Annotated in this window: 17 protein-coding genes; 6 read left to right on the top strand and 11 right to left on the bottom strand. The window is 57.4% G+C overall.

Annotated features, from left to right (window positions below; genetic code table 11):
• Positions 1-63 precede the first annotated feature (63 nt).
• From FNY10_RS21975 to ubiU, 3 genes are all read right to left on the bottom strand, one after another.
• Positions 64-1,071 (bottom strand): luciferase-like monooxygenase, encoded by a 1,008-nt coding sequence (locus FNY10_RS21975; RefSeq protein ID WP_141963314.1) that lies wholly within the window; start codon positions 1,069-1,071, stop codon positions 64-66.
• A gap of 142 nt (positions 1,072-1,213) precedes the next feature.
• Entirely contained in the window at positions 1,214-2,092 is an 879-nt protein-coding gene (locus FNY10_RS21970; protein WP_160704374.1) for a U32 family peptidase, read from the bottom strand.
• 8 nt (positions 2,093-2,100) lie between these two features.
• Positions 2,101-3,096, bottom strand: coding sequence for a ubiquinone anaerobic biosynthesis protein UbiU (ubiU, locus tag FNY10_RS21965; RefSeq protein ID WP_131048478.1), 996 nt, complete (start codon positions 3,094-3,096; stop codon positions 2,101-2,103).
• 221 nt (positions 3,097-3,317) lie between these two features.
• Between ubiU and ubiT the strand changes: the two genes are divergently transcribed.
• On the top strand, positions 3,318-3,842 hold the full coding sequence (ubiT, locus tag FNY10_RS21960; RefSeq protein ID WP_160704376.1) for a ubiquinone anaerobic biosynthesis accessory factor UbiT: 525 nt from the start codon (positions 3,318-3,320) through the stop codon (positions 3,840-3,842).
• Positions 3,836-4,339, top strand: a complete 504-nt coding sequence (locus FNY10_RS21955) for a GNAT family N-acetyltransferase (RefSeq protein WP_100685536.1) — start codon at positions 3,836-3,838, stop codon at positions 4,337-4,339. Before ubiT ends, FNY10_RS21955 begins: the two co-directional genes overlap by 7 nt.
• On the opposite strand, the gene FNY10_RS21950 is transcribed toward FNY10_RS21955, so the two are convergent.
• Positions 4,326-4,610: a GIY-YIG nuclease family protein gene (locus FNY10_RS21950; protein WP_004868040.1), complete on the bottom strand. Its 285-nt coding sequence runs from the start codon at positions 4,608-4,610 to the stop codon at positions 4,326-4,328. The two genes, FNY10_RS21955 and FNY10_RS21950, sit on opposite strands and share 14 nt — an antisense overlap.
• A 55-nt stretch (positions 4,611-4,665) precedes the next feature.
• Here FNY10_RS21950 and FNY10_RS21945 point away from each other — a divergent pair, with 55 nt between their 5' ends.
• The 3 genes from FNY10_RS21945 to FNY10_RS21935 all read left to right on the top strand — a co-directional run bounded on the left by FNY10_RS21945 (position 4,666) and on the right by FNY10_RS21935 (position 6,919).
• Positions 4,666-5,103 carry a YhbP family protein gene (locus FNY10_RS21945; protein ID WP_141963316.1) on the top strand — a complete coding sequence of 146 codons (438 nt, stop codon included), beginning with the start codon at positions 4,666-4,668 and terminating at the stop codon, positions 5,101-5,103.
• Positions 5,104-5,194: 91 nt separating this feature from the next.
• Positions 5,195-5,839, top strand: a complete 645-nt coding sequence (locus tag FNY10_RS21940) for an NAD(P)H-binding protein (RefSeq protein ID WP_141963318.1) — start codon at positions 5,195-5,197, stop codon at positions 5,837-5,839.
• 42 nt (positions 5,840-5,881) lie between these two features.
• On the top strand, positions 5,882-6,919 hold the full coding sequence (locus FNY10_RS21935) for a permease (RefSeq protein ID WP_131048481.1): 1,038 nt from the start codon (positions 5,882-5,884) through the stop codon (positions 6,917-6,919).
• A 534-nt stretch (positions 6,920-7,453) separates the two neighbouring features.
• Here FNY10_RS21935 and dolP read toward each other — a convergent pair.
• The 4 genes from dolP to FNY10_RS21915 are packed head-to-tail and all read right to left on the bottom strand — an operon-like array spanning position 7,454 to position 11,104.
• A complete protein-coding gene (dolP, locus tag FNY10_RS21930) occupies positions 7,454-8,029 on the bottom strand; it encodes a division/outer membrane stress-associated lipid-binding lipoprotein (RefSeq protein ID WP_100685532.1) in 576 nt (191 codons plus the stop codon).
• 9 nt (positions 8,030-8,038) lie between these two features.
• A complete protein-coding gene (gene diaA, locus FNY10_RS21925) occupies positions 8,039-8,629 on the bottom strand; it encodes a DnaA initiator-associating protein DiaA (protein WP_004868024.1) in 591 nt (196 codons plus the stop codon).
• 22 nt (positions 8,630-8,651) lie between these two features.
• Complete coding sequence (locus tag FNY10_RS21920; protein WP_100685531.1) at positions 8,652-9,038, bottom strand: YraN family protein; 387 nt, start codon at positions 9,036-9,038, stop codon at positions 8,652-8,654.
• Entirely contained in the window at positions 8,996-11,104 is a 2,109-nt protein-coding gene (locus tag FNY10_RS21915; RefSeq protein WP_141963320.1) for a penicillin-binding protein activator, read from the bottom strand. Before FNY10_RS21915 ends, FNY10_RS21920 begins: the two co-directional genes overlap by 43 nt.
• Before the next feature lie 63 nt (positions 11,105-11,167).
• Here FNY10_RS21915 and rsmI point away from each other — a divergent pair, with 63 nt between their 5' ends.
• A complete protein-coding gene (gene rsmI, locus FNY10_RS21910) occupies positions 11,168-12,028 on the top strand; it encodes a 16S rRNA (cytidine(1402)-2'-O)-methyltransferase (protein ID WP_131048483.1) in 861 nt (286 codons plus the stop codon).
• Between the two features lie 32 nt (positions 12,029-12,060).
• On the opposite strand, the gene FNY10_RS21905 is transcribed toward rsmI, so the two are convergent.
• From FNY10_RS21905 to FNY10_RS21895, 3 genes are all read right to left on the bottom strand, one after another.
• Positions 12,061-13,950: an enterotoxin gene (locus FNY10_RS21905; protein ID WP_131048484.1), complete on the bottom strand. Its 1,890-nt coding sequence runs from the start codon at positions 13,948-13,950 to the stop codon at positions 12,061-12,063.
• 94 nt (positions 13,951-14,044) lie between these two features.
• The gene (gene kbaY / locus FNY10_RS21900; RefSeq protein WP_100685527.1) at positions 14,045-14,917 is read right to left on the bottom strand and encodes a tagatose-bisphosphate aldolase subunit KbaY; all 873 of its coding nucleotides are present in this window, start codon (positions 14,915-14,917) and stop codon (positions 14,045-14,047) included.
• Positions 14,918-14,929: 12 nt separating this feature from the next.
• Positions 14,930-16,087: an SIS domain-containing protein gene (locus tag FNY10_RS21895; RefSeq protein WP_160704378.1), complete on the bottom strand. Its 1,158-nt coding sequence runs from the start codon at positions 16,085-16,087 to the stop codon at positions 14,930-14,932.
• Between the last annotated feature and the right edge of the window lie 160 nt (positions 16,088-16,247).

Genomic DNA, 16,247 nt, shown 5'->3' with positions numbered 1-16,247 from the left:
AGGCTGACCGGGCCTACAGGGAATGAGCAGGTCGGATAAGACGCCGCCGCCATCCGGCAAAAACTACCCCAGCAACTCCTCTTTCACCTGCATCGCTAAATCAAACGAATGCAAGCGCGCCTGATGATCGAAGATCTGCCCGTTGACCATCAGCTCATCGGCCTGGGTTTCCCGCAGAATGGATTCCAGCCCGTGGCGGATTTTGGCTTTATCCCCCACCAGCGACATGCTGAGCGCCTGCTGTACTCCGTACTGTTCAGAGGCTGACCACAGTTGATGCATATTTTCCACCGGCGGTGGCAGCTGACCGGTTTCGCCGCGACGCAGTTTCACGAATGCCTGTTGCATCGAGGTGAACAGGAATTCGGCATCACGGTTGCTATCGGCGGCGATGATATTAATACATACCATGGCGTACGGTTTCGCTAAGCGTTCAGACGGTTTGAACTGGGTGCGGTAGAGATGCAGCGCCTGGAATAACATATCCGGCGCGAAGTGCGAGGCGAAGGCAAAAGGCAGCCCAAGCTGCGCCGCCAGCTGCGCGCTGTACAGACTGGATCCTAACAGCCACACCGGGATCTTCTCGCCGTAGCCGGGAACCGGACGCACGTGCGGATTGGGATCGCGGGCATCAAACCAGCCCACCAGTTCGGTGACATCGCGCGGGAAGTTATCAACATCCCCGCCCATATGGCGGCGGAGCGCCATCATCGTGCGCTGGTCGCTGCCCGGCGCCCGGCCAAGCCCGAGGTCAATACGACCGGGATACAAGGTATTGAGCGTACCGAACTGTTCGGCGATCACCAGCGGTGAATGGTTGGGTAACATCACGCCACCGGATCCCAGGTGCAGCGTCGTGGTATTCGCTGCCAGATAACCGATAAGCACCGAGGTTGCGGCGCTGGCGATGCCAACCATGTTGTGGTGCTCCGCCAGCCAATAGCGGTGATAGCCGCGTTTTTCAGCCAGACGCGCGAGATCCAGAGAGTGTGAGAAGGCCGTTTTGGCGCAAGAACCCTCGGGGATCGGTGCCAGATCGAGCACCGAGAACGGAATAGATTTGTCAGTCATAAAGGCTCACTTTGTTACAGCATCGTCATCAGATTGAAGGTCTTCTTCCAGCCTGGCGCATTCAGCGAGCGTCGGCCAGAAAAGCTGCAGCGTTCATACTGCATGAAAAGACGAAGCATGCTGTTAACAAAGTGAGCTATTTTCAGGACTGCAGTTCCAGCCCGGCCAGCCGTTTCCAGTAACCGTTACAGTCACTGTTGGCGATCAGCGGCAGCGGCGAGGCGCCGTTTTCATTGGCGCGGAAAGCATCAAGCATGGCAAAGGTATCGTTGTCCAGCGGGGACAGGCGCACCATATCGACCAGCCCCTGCATCGACGCCAGTTCGTTGCCGAGGTTATAGACATAGCCGCTCATGGTCTGAATACCATTCAGGACAAACACCTGCTGATTTTCCTGGGACAGCACGCTGCGCCCGTTCGGGTACTTGATGCAGCAGGTCTCGCATTCGTCTTTTGGCCGATCTTCGGAACGTGCGGTAAAGCAGCGCGCAGAATAGGCCAGCGGCAGATGGCCGTAGCTCAGGACTTCCACTTCGAACTGATCGCGCAGACCAAGATCTTCGCACTGGGTGAGCAGATTCACCAGCCAGTCGCGAGACAGTTCAACCGGCATACACCAGCGGGTCATTCCCTGTTTACGCAGCAGACGCAGGGTGACGGCGTTATAGCAGTTGAGCGCATGTCCGGCGACGAACGGCAGTTTGCGCTCTGCGCACATATTGACGACGCCAAGATCGCTGGCTTCGATCAGAAATTCGCCGTTATCGACATAGCGCTTCAGCTCATTGAGTTCGGAAGAGGCCTGCACCAGCGCAAGCGTGGAGAGCACCACCTGCTTACCGCTGCCGGCCAGCGCTTTCGCCATCTCCAGCCAGTCGCCTGTTTTGGTGGCGCGACGTTTGCTGCATACGGCTTCGCCCAGATAGATCGTATCGGCACTGGAGCGCGCGGCCTGCTGGTAAAAATCTTCCAGCGTCTCCTTCGGCCAGTAGTAAAGCACCGGCCCTAATGAATATTTCATGACTTTTCTCACTGCCATTTACGGTGGTAGGCGCCAAGAGTGGTTTGTGTCCCTTCGGACATCGCACCGAGCGTCTCCATCCATGCGGATTGCGGAATAAAGTTTTGCGGATCGGCTTTGCAGCGGTCGATCGCCTGACGCCAGACTTTCGCCACCTGGGTGACATAGGCCGGGCTGCGCTGACGACCTTCAATTTTCACCGACGCAATATTTGCCGCCATCAGTTCCGGCAGGAGCTCCAGCGTATTCAGGCTGGTCGGCTCTTCCAGCGCATGATAGCGCTCGCCATCTACCAGATAGCGGCCCTTGCACAGCGTCGGGTAGCCCGCATTTTCACCATCCTGGTAGCGATCGATCAGCACTTCGTTGAGGCGTGATTCGAGACCCTGCGGCGTTTGCTGCCAGCGAACAAAGCGCGCAGGGGAACAGGCGCCGACGGTATTCGGCGATTCGCCGGTCAGGTAGGAAGAGAGGTAGCAGCGGCCTTCCGCCATGATGCACAGGCTACCGAAGGCGAAGACCTCCAGCGGCACCGGCGTTGTGCGGGCCAGCTGTTTTACCTGATGAATTGACAGCACGCGCGGCAGCACGACGCGGGCGACATCGAAATTGCGCTGATAGAAACGCACCGCCTCTTCATTGGTTGCTGACGCCTGTACCGAAACGTGGCGTTCAATATGTGGATAACGCTCCGCGGCGTATTCCAGCATGGCGATATCGGCAAGGATTAAAGCATCCGCGCCCAGCTGCGCCGCCATGTCTACCGCGCGCTGCCAGCGGGCATAGCCGTCAGGATGCGCAAAGGTATTGATCGCAATATGCAGCTTACGACGGTGCTGATGCACAAAGCTCACGGCTTCCTGCAGTTTCTTTTCGGTGAAATTAAGACCGGCAAAGTGGCGGGCGTTGGTGTCATCTTTCAGCCCGATATAGACGGCGTCGGCACCGTTTTCGATGGCCGCCTTAAGTGCCGGAAGGTTGCCGGCTGGGCAGAGCAGCTCCATAACTTTTCCTGAAAAATGCGGCCCGAAGGGACGCTGATAGGGTTAATGAGCAGGGATTTTAGTTAACCTTCTGGTGACAATTTTTGATTTGAGGCAGTTAAAAGCGTATTGGCGGCGCCAATAATAGGTACCCGTCGTGGTGATTTTGTTGATTTACGCCGCTATGTCGTTTATTTGATATGGCACAATAGCGGAACTATTGCTTTCATGGAGTAAGGCTTGTGTTGGATAAATTGCGTTCCCGGCTGGTCCACTTTGGCCCGTCTTTGATGAGCGTGCCGGTTAAGCTGGCGCCTTTTGCCCTCAAGCGCCAGGTGCTGGAGCAGGTATTAAGCTGGCAGTTTCGTCAGGCTCTGGAGGATGGCGAACTGGATTTTCTCGAAGGCCGCTGGTTAAGTATTAATGTGCGTGATATCGGTCTGCTGTGGTATACCTCGGTGAGCGATGGGCGTCTGGTGGTCAGCGCTACGGCCGAAGCGGATGTGAGCTTCAGCGCCGATGCCAGCGATCTGCTGATGATTGTCGCGCGTAAACAGGATCCGGATACATTGTTCTTCCAGCGTCGGCTGGTCATCGAAGGCGATACTGAGCTGGGGCTGTATGTAAAAAACCTGATGGATGCCATTGAGCTGGAGCAGATGCCAAAAGCGCTGCGCGTGATGCTGCTGCAGCTGGCTGACTTTGTTGAAGCGGGGCTAAACGGCCCGCGGAAACCTGAACAGACATCGGTAGGTGAGGCATGCTGATTCGAGTTGAAATTGGGATTGATGCACCGGGAATCGACGCGTTATTGCGCCGTACGTTTGGCAGCGATGCCGAAGCGCAGCTGGTGCACGATTTACGTGAAGACGGTCTGATCACGCTGGGCGTGGTGGCGACAGATGATGAAGGGCAGGTTATTGGCTACGTCGCCTTCAGCCCGGTCTCCGTTGAAGGCGAAGAGCTGCAGTGGGTCGGACTGGCGCCGCTGGCGGTAGATGAAAACTATCGCGGCCAGGGCATCGGCAGCCAGCTGGTCTACGAAGGGCTGGATTCATTAAATGAGTTTAGCTATGCCGCAGTGGTGACGCTGGGCGATCCGGCCCTCTACGGGCGCCTTGGCTTTGAGCCGGCTGCCCGCTTCGATCTGCGTTGCCGCTGGCCGGATACCGCCGAGGCGTTCCAGGTACGCCCGCTGGCCGATGACGCGCTGGAAGGGGTGCATGGGCTGGTAGAGTACTGCGATCGCTTTAACCGCCTCTGAGGCTCTCCAGCAGAGTCTCAAAAGAACCATCACCGGCAACGAGGCGCTCTTTCTGGCGCTTCGTTAGCTGCTTGATGCGATACTCCAGTCGTAATGCAAGTGAGTGTTCACCAACTTCCTGACTGAACGCCAGCTGCAGCTCGCCTTTTCCCCGCAATGCTTTTGCTCCCTTGCCATCCTGATGCTGACAAAAACGGCGCGCAACATCGGTAGTAATCCCGGTATAAAGGCGATTATCGGCGGTACGTATCAGATAGAGAAACCAGCGCACGGTAGAAAGGTCGGTATGTTAAGGTAGATGCACCATAACATACCGGAGAGTAAAGATGGATACGCTTGCTGCTATCAGCCGCTGGCTTGGCAAACAGCATGTGATTAGCTGGTGCGTTGCCAGTGAGGGAGAGCTGTGGTGCGCCAATGCGTTCTATGTGTATGACGCGCAAAACGTCGCCTTCTATCTCCTGAGTGATGACCATACCCGCCATGGGCAGATGACCGGCCTGCGCGCAAAGGTTGCCGGCACCGTAAATGGCCAGCCGAAAACCGTAGCCCGCATTCGCGGCGTCCAGTTTAAAGGTGAAATTCGCCGTCTTTCCGGCGACGAGGAAGCGGCGATGCGCGCGCGGTACGTCAACCGCTTTCCGATCGCCAGGATGCTGCGGGCGCCGGTCTGGGAAATCCGTCCGGATGAGCTCAAGTTTACCGATAACACGCTGGGGTTCGGCACCAAGTTACACTGGCTCCGTCAATCCGATAGCCAGTGAAGTCGTAACGGGCGTGCAGAGTCTGACATTTCCCGCATACTTTTGTTACCGCGGCATCCGCTGCTGAAGGGTTGATTTTTCAGGGGGCATAATGAGCCAGGTGCTAATAACAGGGGCTACCGGGTTGGTTGGTGGGCACTTACTTCGACTGTTAATTCAGGCGCCGGGCATTGCGGCGATAACTGCCGCAACCCGCCGCCCGCTGGCGGATGCCGAGGGGGTGCTGAATCCACATGCCCCTCAGCTGAGCGATGCGTTGGCGCAGGTTGTTGACCCCGTCGATATCGTGTTTTGCTGTCTGGGGACTACGCTGCGAGACGCGGGCAGTCAAGCCGCCTTCATTCAGGCCGACTACCAACTGGTGGTGGATACGGCGCTCACCGGGCTCCGGCTGGGCGCGAAGCACATGCTGGTGGTCAGCGCGATGGGGGCCAACCCGCATTCGATGTTCTTCTACAACCGCGTTAAAGGCGAAATGGAAGAGGCGCTGCGTGCACAGCCGTGGACGCGTCTGACGATTTTGCGCCCGTCGATGCTGCTGGGCGATCGCGATAAAAAAAGGGCAAACGAAGCGGTGCTGGCGCCATTGTTCCGACTGCTGCCGGGAAACTGGAAATCTATCCCTGCCCATGAGGTGGCGCAAGCGATGCTGAGCGAAGCGCTGACCCCTGGACGGGAAGGCGTGACGATTCTGCCATCGGCAAAACTGCGTGAAATTGCGACCCGCGAAGGGTAGTATTCTGCGCTTCACATCACCACATCCTTCCTGGGGAATACTATGGCTGGTCAGTCTTCATCTCGGGCGGCATCACCGTTTCAATGGTGGAAGCCCGCGCTGTTTTTTCTCGTTGTTATCGTTGGCCTGTGGTTCGTTAAATGGCAGCCTTACTATGGCAAGGCGTTTACGGCCGCAGAAACCCACAGTATCGGCAAATCAATTCTGGCCCAGGCCGACGCTAACCCGCTGAAAGCGGCATGGGACTACGCGGTGGTCTACTTCCTGGCGGTCTGGAAAGCGGCGGTGCTGGGCGTGCTGCTCGGTTCGCTGATTCAGGTGCTGATCCCACGCGACTGGCTGCTGCGTACGCTGGGTCAATCGCGATTTCGCGGTACGCTCTCAGGTGTGCTGTTTTCTCTGCCCGGTATGATGTGTACTTGCTGCGCCGCACCGGTCGCGGCGGGAATGCGTAAGCAGCAGGTATCGATGGGCGGCGCGCTGGCATTCTGGATGGGCAACCCGCTGCTGAATCCGGCAACGCTGGTATTTATGGGCTTTGTGCTGGGCTGGCAGTTTGCCTTGATTCGCCTGGTTGCCGGGCTGGCAACGGTGCTGATCGTGGCGACGCTGGTGCAAAAATGGGTCAAAGAGGCGGCAACGCAACCGTCAGACCTTCCGGCTGTCGGTGATACCGCACAGGGGCCTTTTTTCACCCGCTGGCTGAGCGCGCTCTGGACCCTGTTCTGGAACACTATCCCGGTCTATATTCTGGCGGTCCTGGTGCTGGGAGCGGCGCGCGTCTGGCTGTTCCCGCATGCCGATGGCGTGGTGGGGAATACCCTGTTCTGGGTGATAGCGATGGCGATAGCCGGCTGTCTGTTTGTCATCCCTACCGCGGCGGAGATCCCTATCGTCCAAACCATGATGCTGGCGGGAATGGGGTTTGCCCCGGCGCTGGCGCTGCTTATCACGTTGCCTGCGGTCAGCGTGCCGTCGTTGATTATGTTGCGTAAGGCTTTTCCGGCGAAAGCGCTGTGGCTGACCGGTGGGTTGGTGGCGCTGTGCGGTGCGGTGACTGGCGGACTGGCGCTGATATAACCCTCCCGGGTCGCGGCGTACACGCCTCACCCGGGCTACGGGATTGGTGGCGCTGTGCGGTGCGGTGACTGGCGGTCTGGGGTTGATATCATTCACCCGGGTCGCGGCGTACACGCCTTACCCGGGCTACGGGGCTGGTGGTGCGGTGCGGTGGCTGGCTGGCGGGCTGGGGTTGATATCATTCACCCGGGTCGCGGCGTAAACGCCTTACCCGGGCTACGGGGCTGGTGGTGTGGCGCGGTGGCTGGCTGGCGGGCTGGGGCTGATATCATTCACCCGGGTCGCGGCGTACACGCCTCACCCGGGCTACGGGACCGGTGGCGCTGTGTGGCGTGCTGGCTGGCGGGCTGGGGTTGATATCATTCACCCGGGTCGCGGCGTACACGCCTTACCCGGGCTACGGGGCCGGTGGTGTGGTGGCTGGCGGGCTGGGGTTGATATCGTTCTCCCGGGTCGCGGCGTACACGCCTCACCCGGGCTACGGGACAGCACATCCGTAGCCCGGCTCAGCGTAGCGCAAGCCGGGGGGCGCGTTTATTTGATATAGGTAAAGGCGGTGGTGACGCGCGACACGCCGCTGACCCGGCTGGCAATATCTGCCGCCGCGCGACCTTCACGTTCCGTGACCAGACCCATCAGGAACACTTCGCCATTCTCGGTCGTTACTTTGACGTTTGACGATTTTACCTGATCGGATCCCAACAGCTGAGAGCGCACTTTTGTGGTAATCCAGGTGTCGGAAGAGGCGGTACCTAAGCCAATCGGCTGGCCCTGACGCACTTCGTTAAAGACTTCCGTTGTCCCTTCGACGCCCATCGCAATTTGCTTCGCGCGCGCGGAGAGGTCTGCCACCGGAGACTGACCGGTCAGCAGGACTTTACCCTGATAGGCCGTCACGTTAATCCGGGCCTGCTTCTTAATTTGCTCGTCTTTCGACAGCGCGCTGTTGACGCGCAGTTCCAGCGTACTGTCATCAACCTGAGTACCTACCGTACGCGGGTCCGTGGCGGCTTTGGTGCCGACAGCGGCCGTTCCGACTACCGCTGCGGCAACGCATCCTTGTAGCAGTAGCGCAGAAAGAATGATGGCAAGGGGCGAGAGAGCCTTCATGTGTTCTCCTTAATCGTCCTGGTGTGGAAAAAGCGTGTTATCAATTAAATCGCACAGGCAGTTAACGGTGAGCATATGCATTTCCTGAATTCGCGCGCTGCGATGGGACGGAATACGTATTTCGACATCCTGCTGCCCCAGCAGACCCGCCAGCTCACCGCCATCGTAGCCGGTAAGTGCGACGATGGTCATATCGCGGGTGACCGCAGCCTCAACGGCTTTCACGATGTCCCGACTATTGCCGCGCGTGGAAATAGCCAGCAGAACATCACCTGCGTGGCCTAGCGCGCGAACCTGCTTGGCGTAGATTTCGTCATGCAGGCGATCGTTGGCAATTGCGGTTAAGACCACATTATCGGTATTTAGTGCAATGGCGGGTAAACCAGGACGCTCTGTTTCAAAACGATTAATCATGCTGGCAGCAAAATGCTGTGCATTGGCGGCAGAGGTGCCATTGCCACAACAGAGGATTTTGTTGCCATTGAGTAACGACTGAACCAGGGTCAAGGCCGCACGAGAGATGGCATCCGGGAGAGCTTCCGCTGCTGCAATTTGGGTTTGAATGCTTTCAGTGAAGCAGGCTTTAATTCTATCGAGCACGGGATCCCTTAATTCATTTACGCTATTCGCCAAAGGCGTTTTTCAGCCATTGGATGTCGTTTCCGGTGAAGGCTACCACATCGAAACGGCAATCCACAGTGTCAAAGCTCCCATTCTGTCGGGAGAGCCACAGGCGAGCAGCCTGGAGGAGTCTTTGTTGTTTTTTTTGCGTGACGCTGGAGGCGGCATCTCCGTAGCTTGCGCTGCGCCGATAGCGCACCTCCACAAAAACGGTTACCGCGCCATCGCGCATGATGAGGTCAATTTCGCCACCTCGCTCACGAGCGTTGGCGGCGATAAAACGCAGACCCTGGCTTTCCAGCCACCGGCGAGCCTGGTTTTCCCAGGCATCTCCGGTCTGTTTGGTTAGTTGGCGGCGACAATCTGTCCGCGCTGGTACTTGAGCCATGACAATTTCCTGTTGATCACGCAGTCCTGCGTGGCCGTCAAATCGCCGGTGTTACCGTTCAGCTCGAAGCCCGGCGTCTGGCGCATCTGGGCGAAATGGTTGGCCAGCGACCAGGCATCCGCGCCCATCGCATACAGGCGCGCCAGCGAATAATCGTTACGCACGGCGGTGAGCGCCTGCTGCATCAGCGCCGGGTTGCTGCCGGCCAGCATCGGGATCTCACTATACTGCAAACCTTCCATCTCAAGGCGGAAATCCGGACCGGCAGTGCCCTGGGCGCTACGGGAGCTGGCGTACAGGGTGACATTACTCTGACTGCCGTTGCGCAGGGCGATCATGGGTTTGATATAGGCAATCTGTTCCGGCGTCGCCAGGATCCAGGCGGCATCGACGCCACCGCTACTGCTCACCGGAGCCTCTTCCGGGTTGCCGGTGGCGCTGTCAGCCGCTGACGGCAGCGTAGAAACGGGCGTTCCGCTCAGAGAGATACCGCTGTTGACGCTGGATTTCAGCTCGGAAGTTGAGCCGAAGCGCTGCTGCAGGACGGTACCACCGCCCAGTTTTAACCACTCGTTGGCAAAGGCGCTCACTACGCGATCGCCGAGTGCGCCGCGAGGTGCCAGCAGCAGCGGCGTTTGTTTGCCCTGATCGTGAATATGACGCGCCGCGTCACGGGCTTCATCTTCCGGCGAAAGGGCGAAATAGCAAATATTGGCGCGATTTTCGACTTTCTCCGGCTGGTTCAGCGCCAGCACGTTGAGCGAGGTGTTGCTCTTGATGACATCCTCGACGTTATCTTTGAGTAGCGGGCCGACGACGAGGGTGGCGCCATCCTGCTGTACCTGCGCGAGCAACTGACTCATGGGTTGCGCGGTGGTGTCGTAAATTTTCAGTTCAGCCGCAGGATTGGCCGGGGCCGTGGCAACCGTCTGGGCCTGCGGGGCGGTGACCGCGGGTTGAGCGCTCGTCGTGCCAGTATTGCTGGTGGCTGGCTGATTCGGCGCCACGGCGGCCTGAGCGGCGGTCGGTGCCGTCACCGGAGCCGGTGCCCGATCGGCTGCCGGCGCCTGCACAGGAGTCGGCGTGGTATTGGCCGAGGTCAGGTCGCCTACTTCCGCCTGCGAAGGGCTCACGACGTCGCTACTGGCGACACTGGCGGCCTGCGCAACCTGGGCAGGAACGGCGCTTCCGGCAACGGTCGGCGCGCCATTTTTCGCTGCTTCAAATCCCTGCTGAATGGTACGGCCGAAGACGGCGGCCTGGCCGTTGAGCGGCAGCAGGAGCGCAATCTTATTGGTTGAAGCCGGTTTATAATTTTGCATATTCACCAGCGCCGTTGGCAACATTTTCGCGCCAGGGTTCTGCGGATAGCGGGTTTGCCAGTCTTTCACGCCGGCTTTGAGCAGAGTGGGATCGTTGCGGTTGTCAAACCACATGTGTTGCAGATCCAGCCATCCCTGGAGCACGTTTTCATCGGCATTGATGATCAGCGCGTTAGCCTGATCCTGGGTCATTGAGGTGAGCGCTTTCCAGGTCGCGTCGATATTCTGCTGCTGTTGTTTCGGCTGACTCAGCAGCGCTTGCCGGGCGATCAGGGCGCGCAGCAGGGTAATTGACGGACGGCCCTGGCTGGCATCAATCTGCGCCTGCCAGTATCGCGGCTGCTGATTGTGCTCAAAACTGGCAGGATCGAGCTTAGCCAGCAGCGCCTGAGCGCCCTGGAAATCGTTCTGCGCCAGCTTCACTTCGACGGCCAGCAGGGATTGTTCGCGGGTCTGGGTGCTGTTGAGATTAGACGGCAGCTGGTTGAACAGATCGATGGCCTGCTGTTTTTTGCCTTCCTGCAACAGTGCACGAATGGCGAGTAATTGCCAGTTGGTCTTGCTATCATTCGAACTTTGCTGCATTTGCTGGAGGTAGTAACTGGAATCTGCCTGTGCCGTACCCTGTAAAAACGCCGTGCTTTGATCCGGGGTATGGGTGCCGCAGCCAGCGAAGATCAATGCAGCCAGCAGTACGGGCAGACAACGCGCGGGTTTAGAACGAAGAAATGTTGACGGTACCATATGTATCCAGTGATATTTTTTTGGCTCAATGCTCAATATTAATTCGGCAATACGGACGAGACAATGAAACAACACGAATCAGCAGATAATTCTCAGGGGCAGCTCTATATTGTGCCCACTCCGATCGGAAATCTGTCTGATATCACGCAGCGTGCCCTGGAAGTGCTACAAGCCGTTGATTTAGTTGCTGCGGAAGATACCCGCCACACCGGTTTGCTTCTCCAGCATTTTGCGATTAACGCCCGTTTATTTGCGCTGCACGACCACAATGAACAGCAAAAAGCTGAAACACTTCTGGCGAAATTAAAAGACGGGCAGAACATTGCGCTGGTGTCTGACGCCGGGACACCGCTGATCAACGATCCTGGCTATCACCTGGTACGGGCCTGTCGCGAAGCGAATATCCGCGTGGTGCCGCTTCCGGGCCCCTGTGCCGCCATTGCGGCGTTAAGCGCGGCGGGCTTGCCTTCCGATCGTTTCTGCTACGAAGGGTTCCTGCCGGCAAAATCAAAAGGGCGCCGCGATACGCTGAAGGCACTGGAAGAAGAGCCACGCACGATTATCTTTTACGAATCAACCCACCGCCTGCTGGAAAGCCTGGAAGATATCTGCGCGGTGCTGGGAGAGTCCCGCTACGTGGTGCTGGCGCGTGAGCTGACCAAAACCTGGGAATCCATTCACGGTGCGCCCATTGGCGAGCTGCTGGCGTGGGTGAAAGAGGATGAGAACCGACGTAAAGGCGAGATGGTGCTGATCGTCGAAGGGTTGAAAGCGCAGGAAGAGGCCCTGCCGGCAGTCGCGCTGCGCACGCTGGCCCTGCTGCAGGCGGAACTGCCGCTGAAAAAAGCCGCTGCGCTGGCCGCGGAAATTCACGGCGTGAAAAAAAATGCGCTGTATAAATATGCCCTGGAGCAGCAGGGATAAGAGACAGGCCCGGGAACTCCGGGCCATCGATCTTATTGGATCGGCGTAGCTTCAAAAACCAGCGTTTGCAGCGGCTGTAGCGTAATCACCACGGCGTCCTGATATTGCTCCGGAACCGTTGGGTTACTGCCGTAGCGAGCGGTCAGAGTGAACCGGGTTGTTTCACCCTGAGGAATTTCAAAGTCTTTGGTCAGGTTCAGGTAGTAACTTTGCGCTTTATCCGCAGGGTTACGCAGCCCCAGTATCGCCTTGTCTTTGCTCCAGGATGCCCAGCCATATACCTCAAGCGCCGTCGGATCGCCGCCGACCCAGTGTGTATCCACCAGTACGCGGGCATTCTCACGCGACCATTTTGCCGCCTCTGCCAGAACGTCCCACTTGGCTTTGTTCAACATGGACGGCGTGATGTAAAGCTCTTGTAGCTGGGTTCCCGTGGCGAAATAGCTCCACACCTGATCGGCAAAATCGCTGTCGGTCTGCACTTTTTCCAGTCCGTAATAGGCATTCTCTGCACTGACAATGCCATGATACATCAAGGAATTAAGCGGGAATAACGGCCCCTTACGCACGATCGAGCGCCAGGTTTCCGCGTCGCGATAGGTCATCCACTGCTGTACCGGCGTTCCGGGACCGTACAGATTGATATCATCGCCCTGACGCCAGATTGAATCAGCGTAGAACAGCCACGACGGGCTGGCATCGGTGCCGGTCGTCAGGTTGATAAACAGGTTCGGGTTGGCGCTACGCATGTTGTGCAGCAGGGCGATGGAGGCATCGAAATCGGAAGCAAACGGGCTACCCTGAATATGCGAGTTGGCGTTGCCCATGCCGTCCAGTTTGAAGGAGGTGATGTGTTCGTTCTTAATCAGACGGGCGATCTGTTCATTGAAGTTCTTGAAATAACGAGGCCCGGAGAGCGCAAATTTACCGTCGACCGTTTCAAAACCATACTCTTTGGCATGAGAGACGCGAATATCGCGCGGTTTATTGTAACCGCCCCACGGCGAGAGCCATAAACCAACCGAACTATGCAGGCTGTCCGCTTTCTCCCTGACCTTACTGAAACCCTGGCTGAATGCCGGGCCAAATAACCATCTGCCGGTACGATCGTCCCAGCCATCATCCAGCAGGAAAGCATCGAGAGGTACGCCGCGGCCGGTAATAAATGCCTTATCCCATTCATCCATACGCCCCAGCACGTCCTGCTCGGTGTAGGTGGTAAAGAAGCCGATGTCCATCCAGCTATTGTAGTGGAGGTAGGGTTTATAAGGGCGCGGGCGAACGGCATTGATAAACTGGTTAACGCTGCGGCGCAGCTGGCTGGTTTCTGCCACGGTGCCAAACCAGGTGGTATAGCTCACCGGCGTTTCTGGCTGGACGGGCGTTTTAAGTTCGACGTTGAGATGGGTGGTGCCTTCATAGGCATAAGTACTGACGACAGGCTTATTCGGCAACATGAAAAACGTATCGGCAATAATCGGCGAACTGTTAATTGCGCCATCCACGTAAGGCGCCTGCGCCTGCTTTTTGGTCGGGAAGAAGGTGATTTTCGCGACATTCTGCGCTTTACCCACGGCGGCAAGGGTGTAATCGATACTGGCGTACTTGCCTTTCAGCAAATTCAGCGTCATGGTCACGTTGAAATCAGGGTGAGCGTACTCCACCACCAGCGCATTCTCTTTTTTCTCAACGTGTCTGATTTTAAAGTCGGCCGCATGGATAACGGTCTCGTCCGGCAGCGTCAGAAAGAATGGCTCCTGAGGCGACAGCTGATGGCCGGAATGGGTATCTTTAACCACCACAGCCGAGCTGGCATCATCGAATGAGAAAGCCATACTGTCGTTATTCAGGGCATAGTTCGCCGCAAAGGCGCTTTGTGAAATAAACAGGGCGAGCAACGAAACATTGAGCGCTTTTTTCATGGGGCAGAGGTCCTTTGTTTTCGTTTTATCAGCGTTATCCTGTCGGGAATAACGCTGTGGGACAGAGGCGTATCATGACCGCCTGCGAAAGCGATCAGGCTTCAGCGGGCAGCAGTAGACGGCTGGCTGAGCCGCAGACGGTGATTTTGTGTCTGACCACCTCTTTCATGGCATCCATACCGACGCGCATGTAGTAGCGAGGATCGTTACCCTGCGGATTTTCGGCGAACCATTTTTTGACCGCCGCGGCGAAGGCGATTTTTAGCTCGGTGGCGACGTTGACTTTACACACCCCCAGTTCGATGGTGCGGCGGACGTAATCGTCAGGTACGTCGCTGGCGCCGTGCAGCACCAGCGGTACATCCACGACCTCACGGATTTCCGCCAGACGCTGGAAGTCGATTTTTGGCGTTTTACTATAGAGCCCGTGGGCGGTGCCGATAGCCACCGCGAGGCTGTCAACACCGGTCAGTTCAACAAACCGTTTTGCCTCCTGTGGATCGGTCAGAAAAGCGCTTTCAGCATCAACGCTCATGTCATCTTCCACGCCGCCCAGGCGTCCGAGTTCTGCCTCTACGCTGCAATCACGGGCATGGCAAAAATCCACGACCGATTTCACCAGCCGGACATTCTCAGTAAACGGGAAATGGCTGCCATCGATCATGGCGCTACGGACGCCGGCATTCACTTTACGGGTAATATCTTCCAGCGATTCATGATGATCGAGGTGCAGCGCCAGCGGCATGTCGTAGGTGGTGGAGTAAGCGCTGCATAGTGCATAGATCTCCTCCAGCGCGATGTGCTTAAACGTGCCCGGCGTCCCTGCGAGGATCACCGGCGATCGCATTTCACTGCAGACTTCGAGGATCGCCTGGATCGTCTCGGCGTTATGAATGTTGAATGCCGGGACCGCATAGCCTTTTGCCTGGGCGTCCAGCAGGAGATATTTTGTTGAAATAATACTCATGATGCGCTCCTCTCAAGCATTCCAGGGGTGAATGACGACACCTTGCACCACGCGGTTAACCGTACCGCTGGCGGAAGGGGTATCCGGCGTATTGCCAACGCGGATAGATTGTGCGAGCGCAAATGTCTGGGCGTACATCAGAAAGCAGAACGCCTGCTCAACATCGCTGAAGACGCGGGAAGCCGACGGTAAAAGGATGTGTGGGCCGGATTTGACAGCGGCAGCGCTTTCGGCGGCTATCGCCACCACGCGCATGGCCTGGTTGTCGCGACGCAGTTCGGCCAGTAGATCGAGATCGTACTGACGGGTATAGGGATGGCTGGACACCATCACCACCACCAGCGTTTCACTATCCACCAGCGATTTAGGGCCGTGGCGGAAGCCGACCGGAGAGTCATAAAATGCCGCCAGTTTGCCGGCGGTCAGCTCCAGGACCTTGAGGGCCGATTCACGCGCCGCGCCCTGTAATCCGCCGCTGCCAAGATAGACGATCCGTTTCCACGGCCCATCACCAAATACACCATCGCTAAAATCACCCAGCGACGTGAGGATCGTTTGGCAACGATCCGCCACGTCACGGAAGGTTTTGCTGTTGATCTTCTCCGGCGCGAATACCGCAAGGCAGCTTGCCATCATGGTGGTGATACTGCTGGTCATTGCGAAGCCGCGGTCGTGTGTTTCTGCCGGCATCAATAGCGCAAAGGCGTTATCGCTGTTCACCGCATTTTGGTACAGGTTGCCGGCTTCATTACAGGTAATCGACAGGTGGTAGCATTCCGGTACGAACTGATTGGCCAGCTCAACGGCGGCGACGCTCTCCGGGCTATTGCCGGAGCGGGCGAAGGAGACCAGCAGCAGCGGATGCGCGGCGTTAAAGTAGTCCATGGGGTTGCTGACCAGGTCAGTGGTCGGGATCGCGCTGATATTTTTTCCGCTCTGGCGCGACAGCCAGGGCGCGATGATCTCGCCGATAAAGGCAGAAGTGCCAGCACCAGTCAGGACAATCCGCAGATCGTTTTTGCGCAGCAGCGGGGCGAGGAAGCTGTCGATCGTTGCACGATTATTGTCGATGTTGTTGAGTGAGCGAAGCCAACAGGAGGGCTGTTGACGAATCTCTGCTTCAGTCCAGGTGCCAGTCGAGGCACAGGCGGCGGTATAGGTTTCAGGCATAACTCAGTCCTTAGTCGTGTGAATTCCACATCAGACGCTGGCAAAAATGTCGCTATCTTTCGTTTCGTTTCACTTATTCATGTGATCAGTTAGATAAAATCTATAGGAAAGAAATCGAAAGTTCAATGAAAGCAGTTGGAAATAAAACGAAAACTGTGAC

It is taken from the genome of Klebsiella sp. Lac1, from assembly GCF_009825425.1.
GTDB lineage: Bacteria > Pseudomonadota > Gammaproteobacteria > Enterobacterales > Enterobacteriaceae > Klebsiella > Klebsiella electrica.
The sequence above is the reverse complement of the archived record's forward strand: the minus strand, read 5'-3'. Positions and strand labels throughout refer to the sequence as shown.

Bases quoted from the DNA above. Each gene is read 5' to 3' on its own strand.
- FNY10_RS21970 (WP_160704374.1), bottom strand. From the start codon at position 2,092: ATGAAATATTCATTAGGGCCGGTGCTTTACTACTGGCCGAAGGAGACG.
- FNY10_RS21915 (WP_141963320.1), bottom strand. From the start codon at position 11,104: ATGGTACCGTCAACATTTCTTCGTTCTAAACCCGCGCGTTGTCTGCCC.
- FNY10_RS21895 (WP_160704378.1), bottom strand. From the start codon at position 16,087: ATGCCTGAAACCTATACCGCCGCCTGTGCCTCGACTGGCACCTGGACT.
- FNY10_RS21945 (WP_141963316.1), top strand. From the start codon at position 4,666: ATGGATACGCTTGCTGCTATCAGCCGCTGGCTTGGCAAACAGCATGTG.
- rsmI (WP_131048483.1), top strand. From the start codon at position 11,168: ATGAAACAACACGAATCAGCAGATAATTCTCAGGGGCAGCTCTATATT.
- FNY10_RS21955 (WP_100685536.1), top strand. From the start codon at position 3,836: ATGCTGATTCGAGTTGAAATTGGGATTGATGCACCGGGAATCGACGCG.
- FNY10_RS21940 (WP_141963318.1), top strand. From the start codon at position 5,195: ATGAGCCAGGTGCTAATAACAGGGGCTACCGGGTTGGTTGGTGGGCAC.
- FNY10_RS21935 (WP_131048481.1), top strand. From the start codon at position 5,882: ATGGCTGGTCAGTCTTCATCTCGGGCGGCATCACCGTTTCAATGGTGG.
- FNY10_RS21975 (WP_141963314.1), bottom strand. From the start codon at position 1,071: ATGACTGACAAATCTATTCCGTTCTCGGTGCTCGATCTGGCACCGATC.
- FNY10_RS21920 (WP_100685531.1), bottom strand. From the start codon at position 9,038: ATGGCTCAAGTACCAGCGCGGACAGATTGTCGCCGCCAACTAACCAAA.
- FNY10_RS21905 (WP_131048484.1), bottom strand. From the start codon at position 13,950: ATGAAAAAAGCGCTCAATGTTTCGTTGCTCGCCCTGTTTATTTCACAA.
- ubiU (WP_131048478.1), bottom strand. From the start codon at position 3,096: ATGGAGCTGCTCTGCCCAGCCGGCAACCTTCCGGCACTTAAGGCGGCC.
- dolP (WP_100685532.1), bottom strand. From the start codon at position 8,029: ATGAAGGCTCTCTCGCCCCTTGCCATCATTCTTTCTGCGCTACTGCTA.
- kbaY (WP_100685527.1), bottom strand. From the start codon at position 14,917: ATGAGTATTATTTCAACAAAATATCTCCTGCTGGACGCCCAGGCAAAA.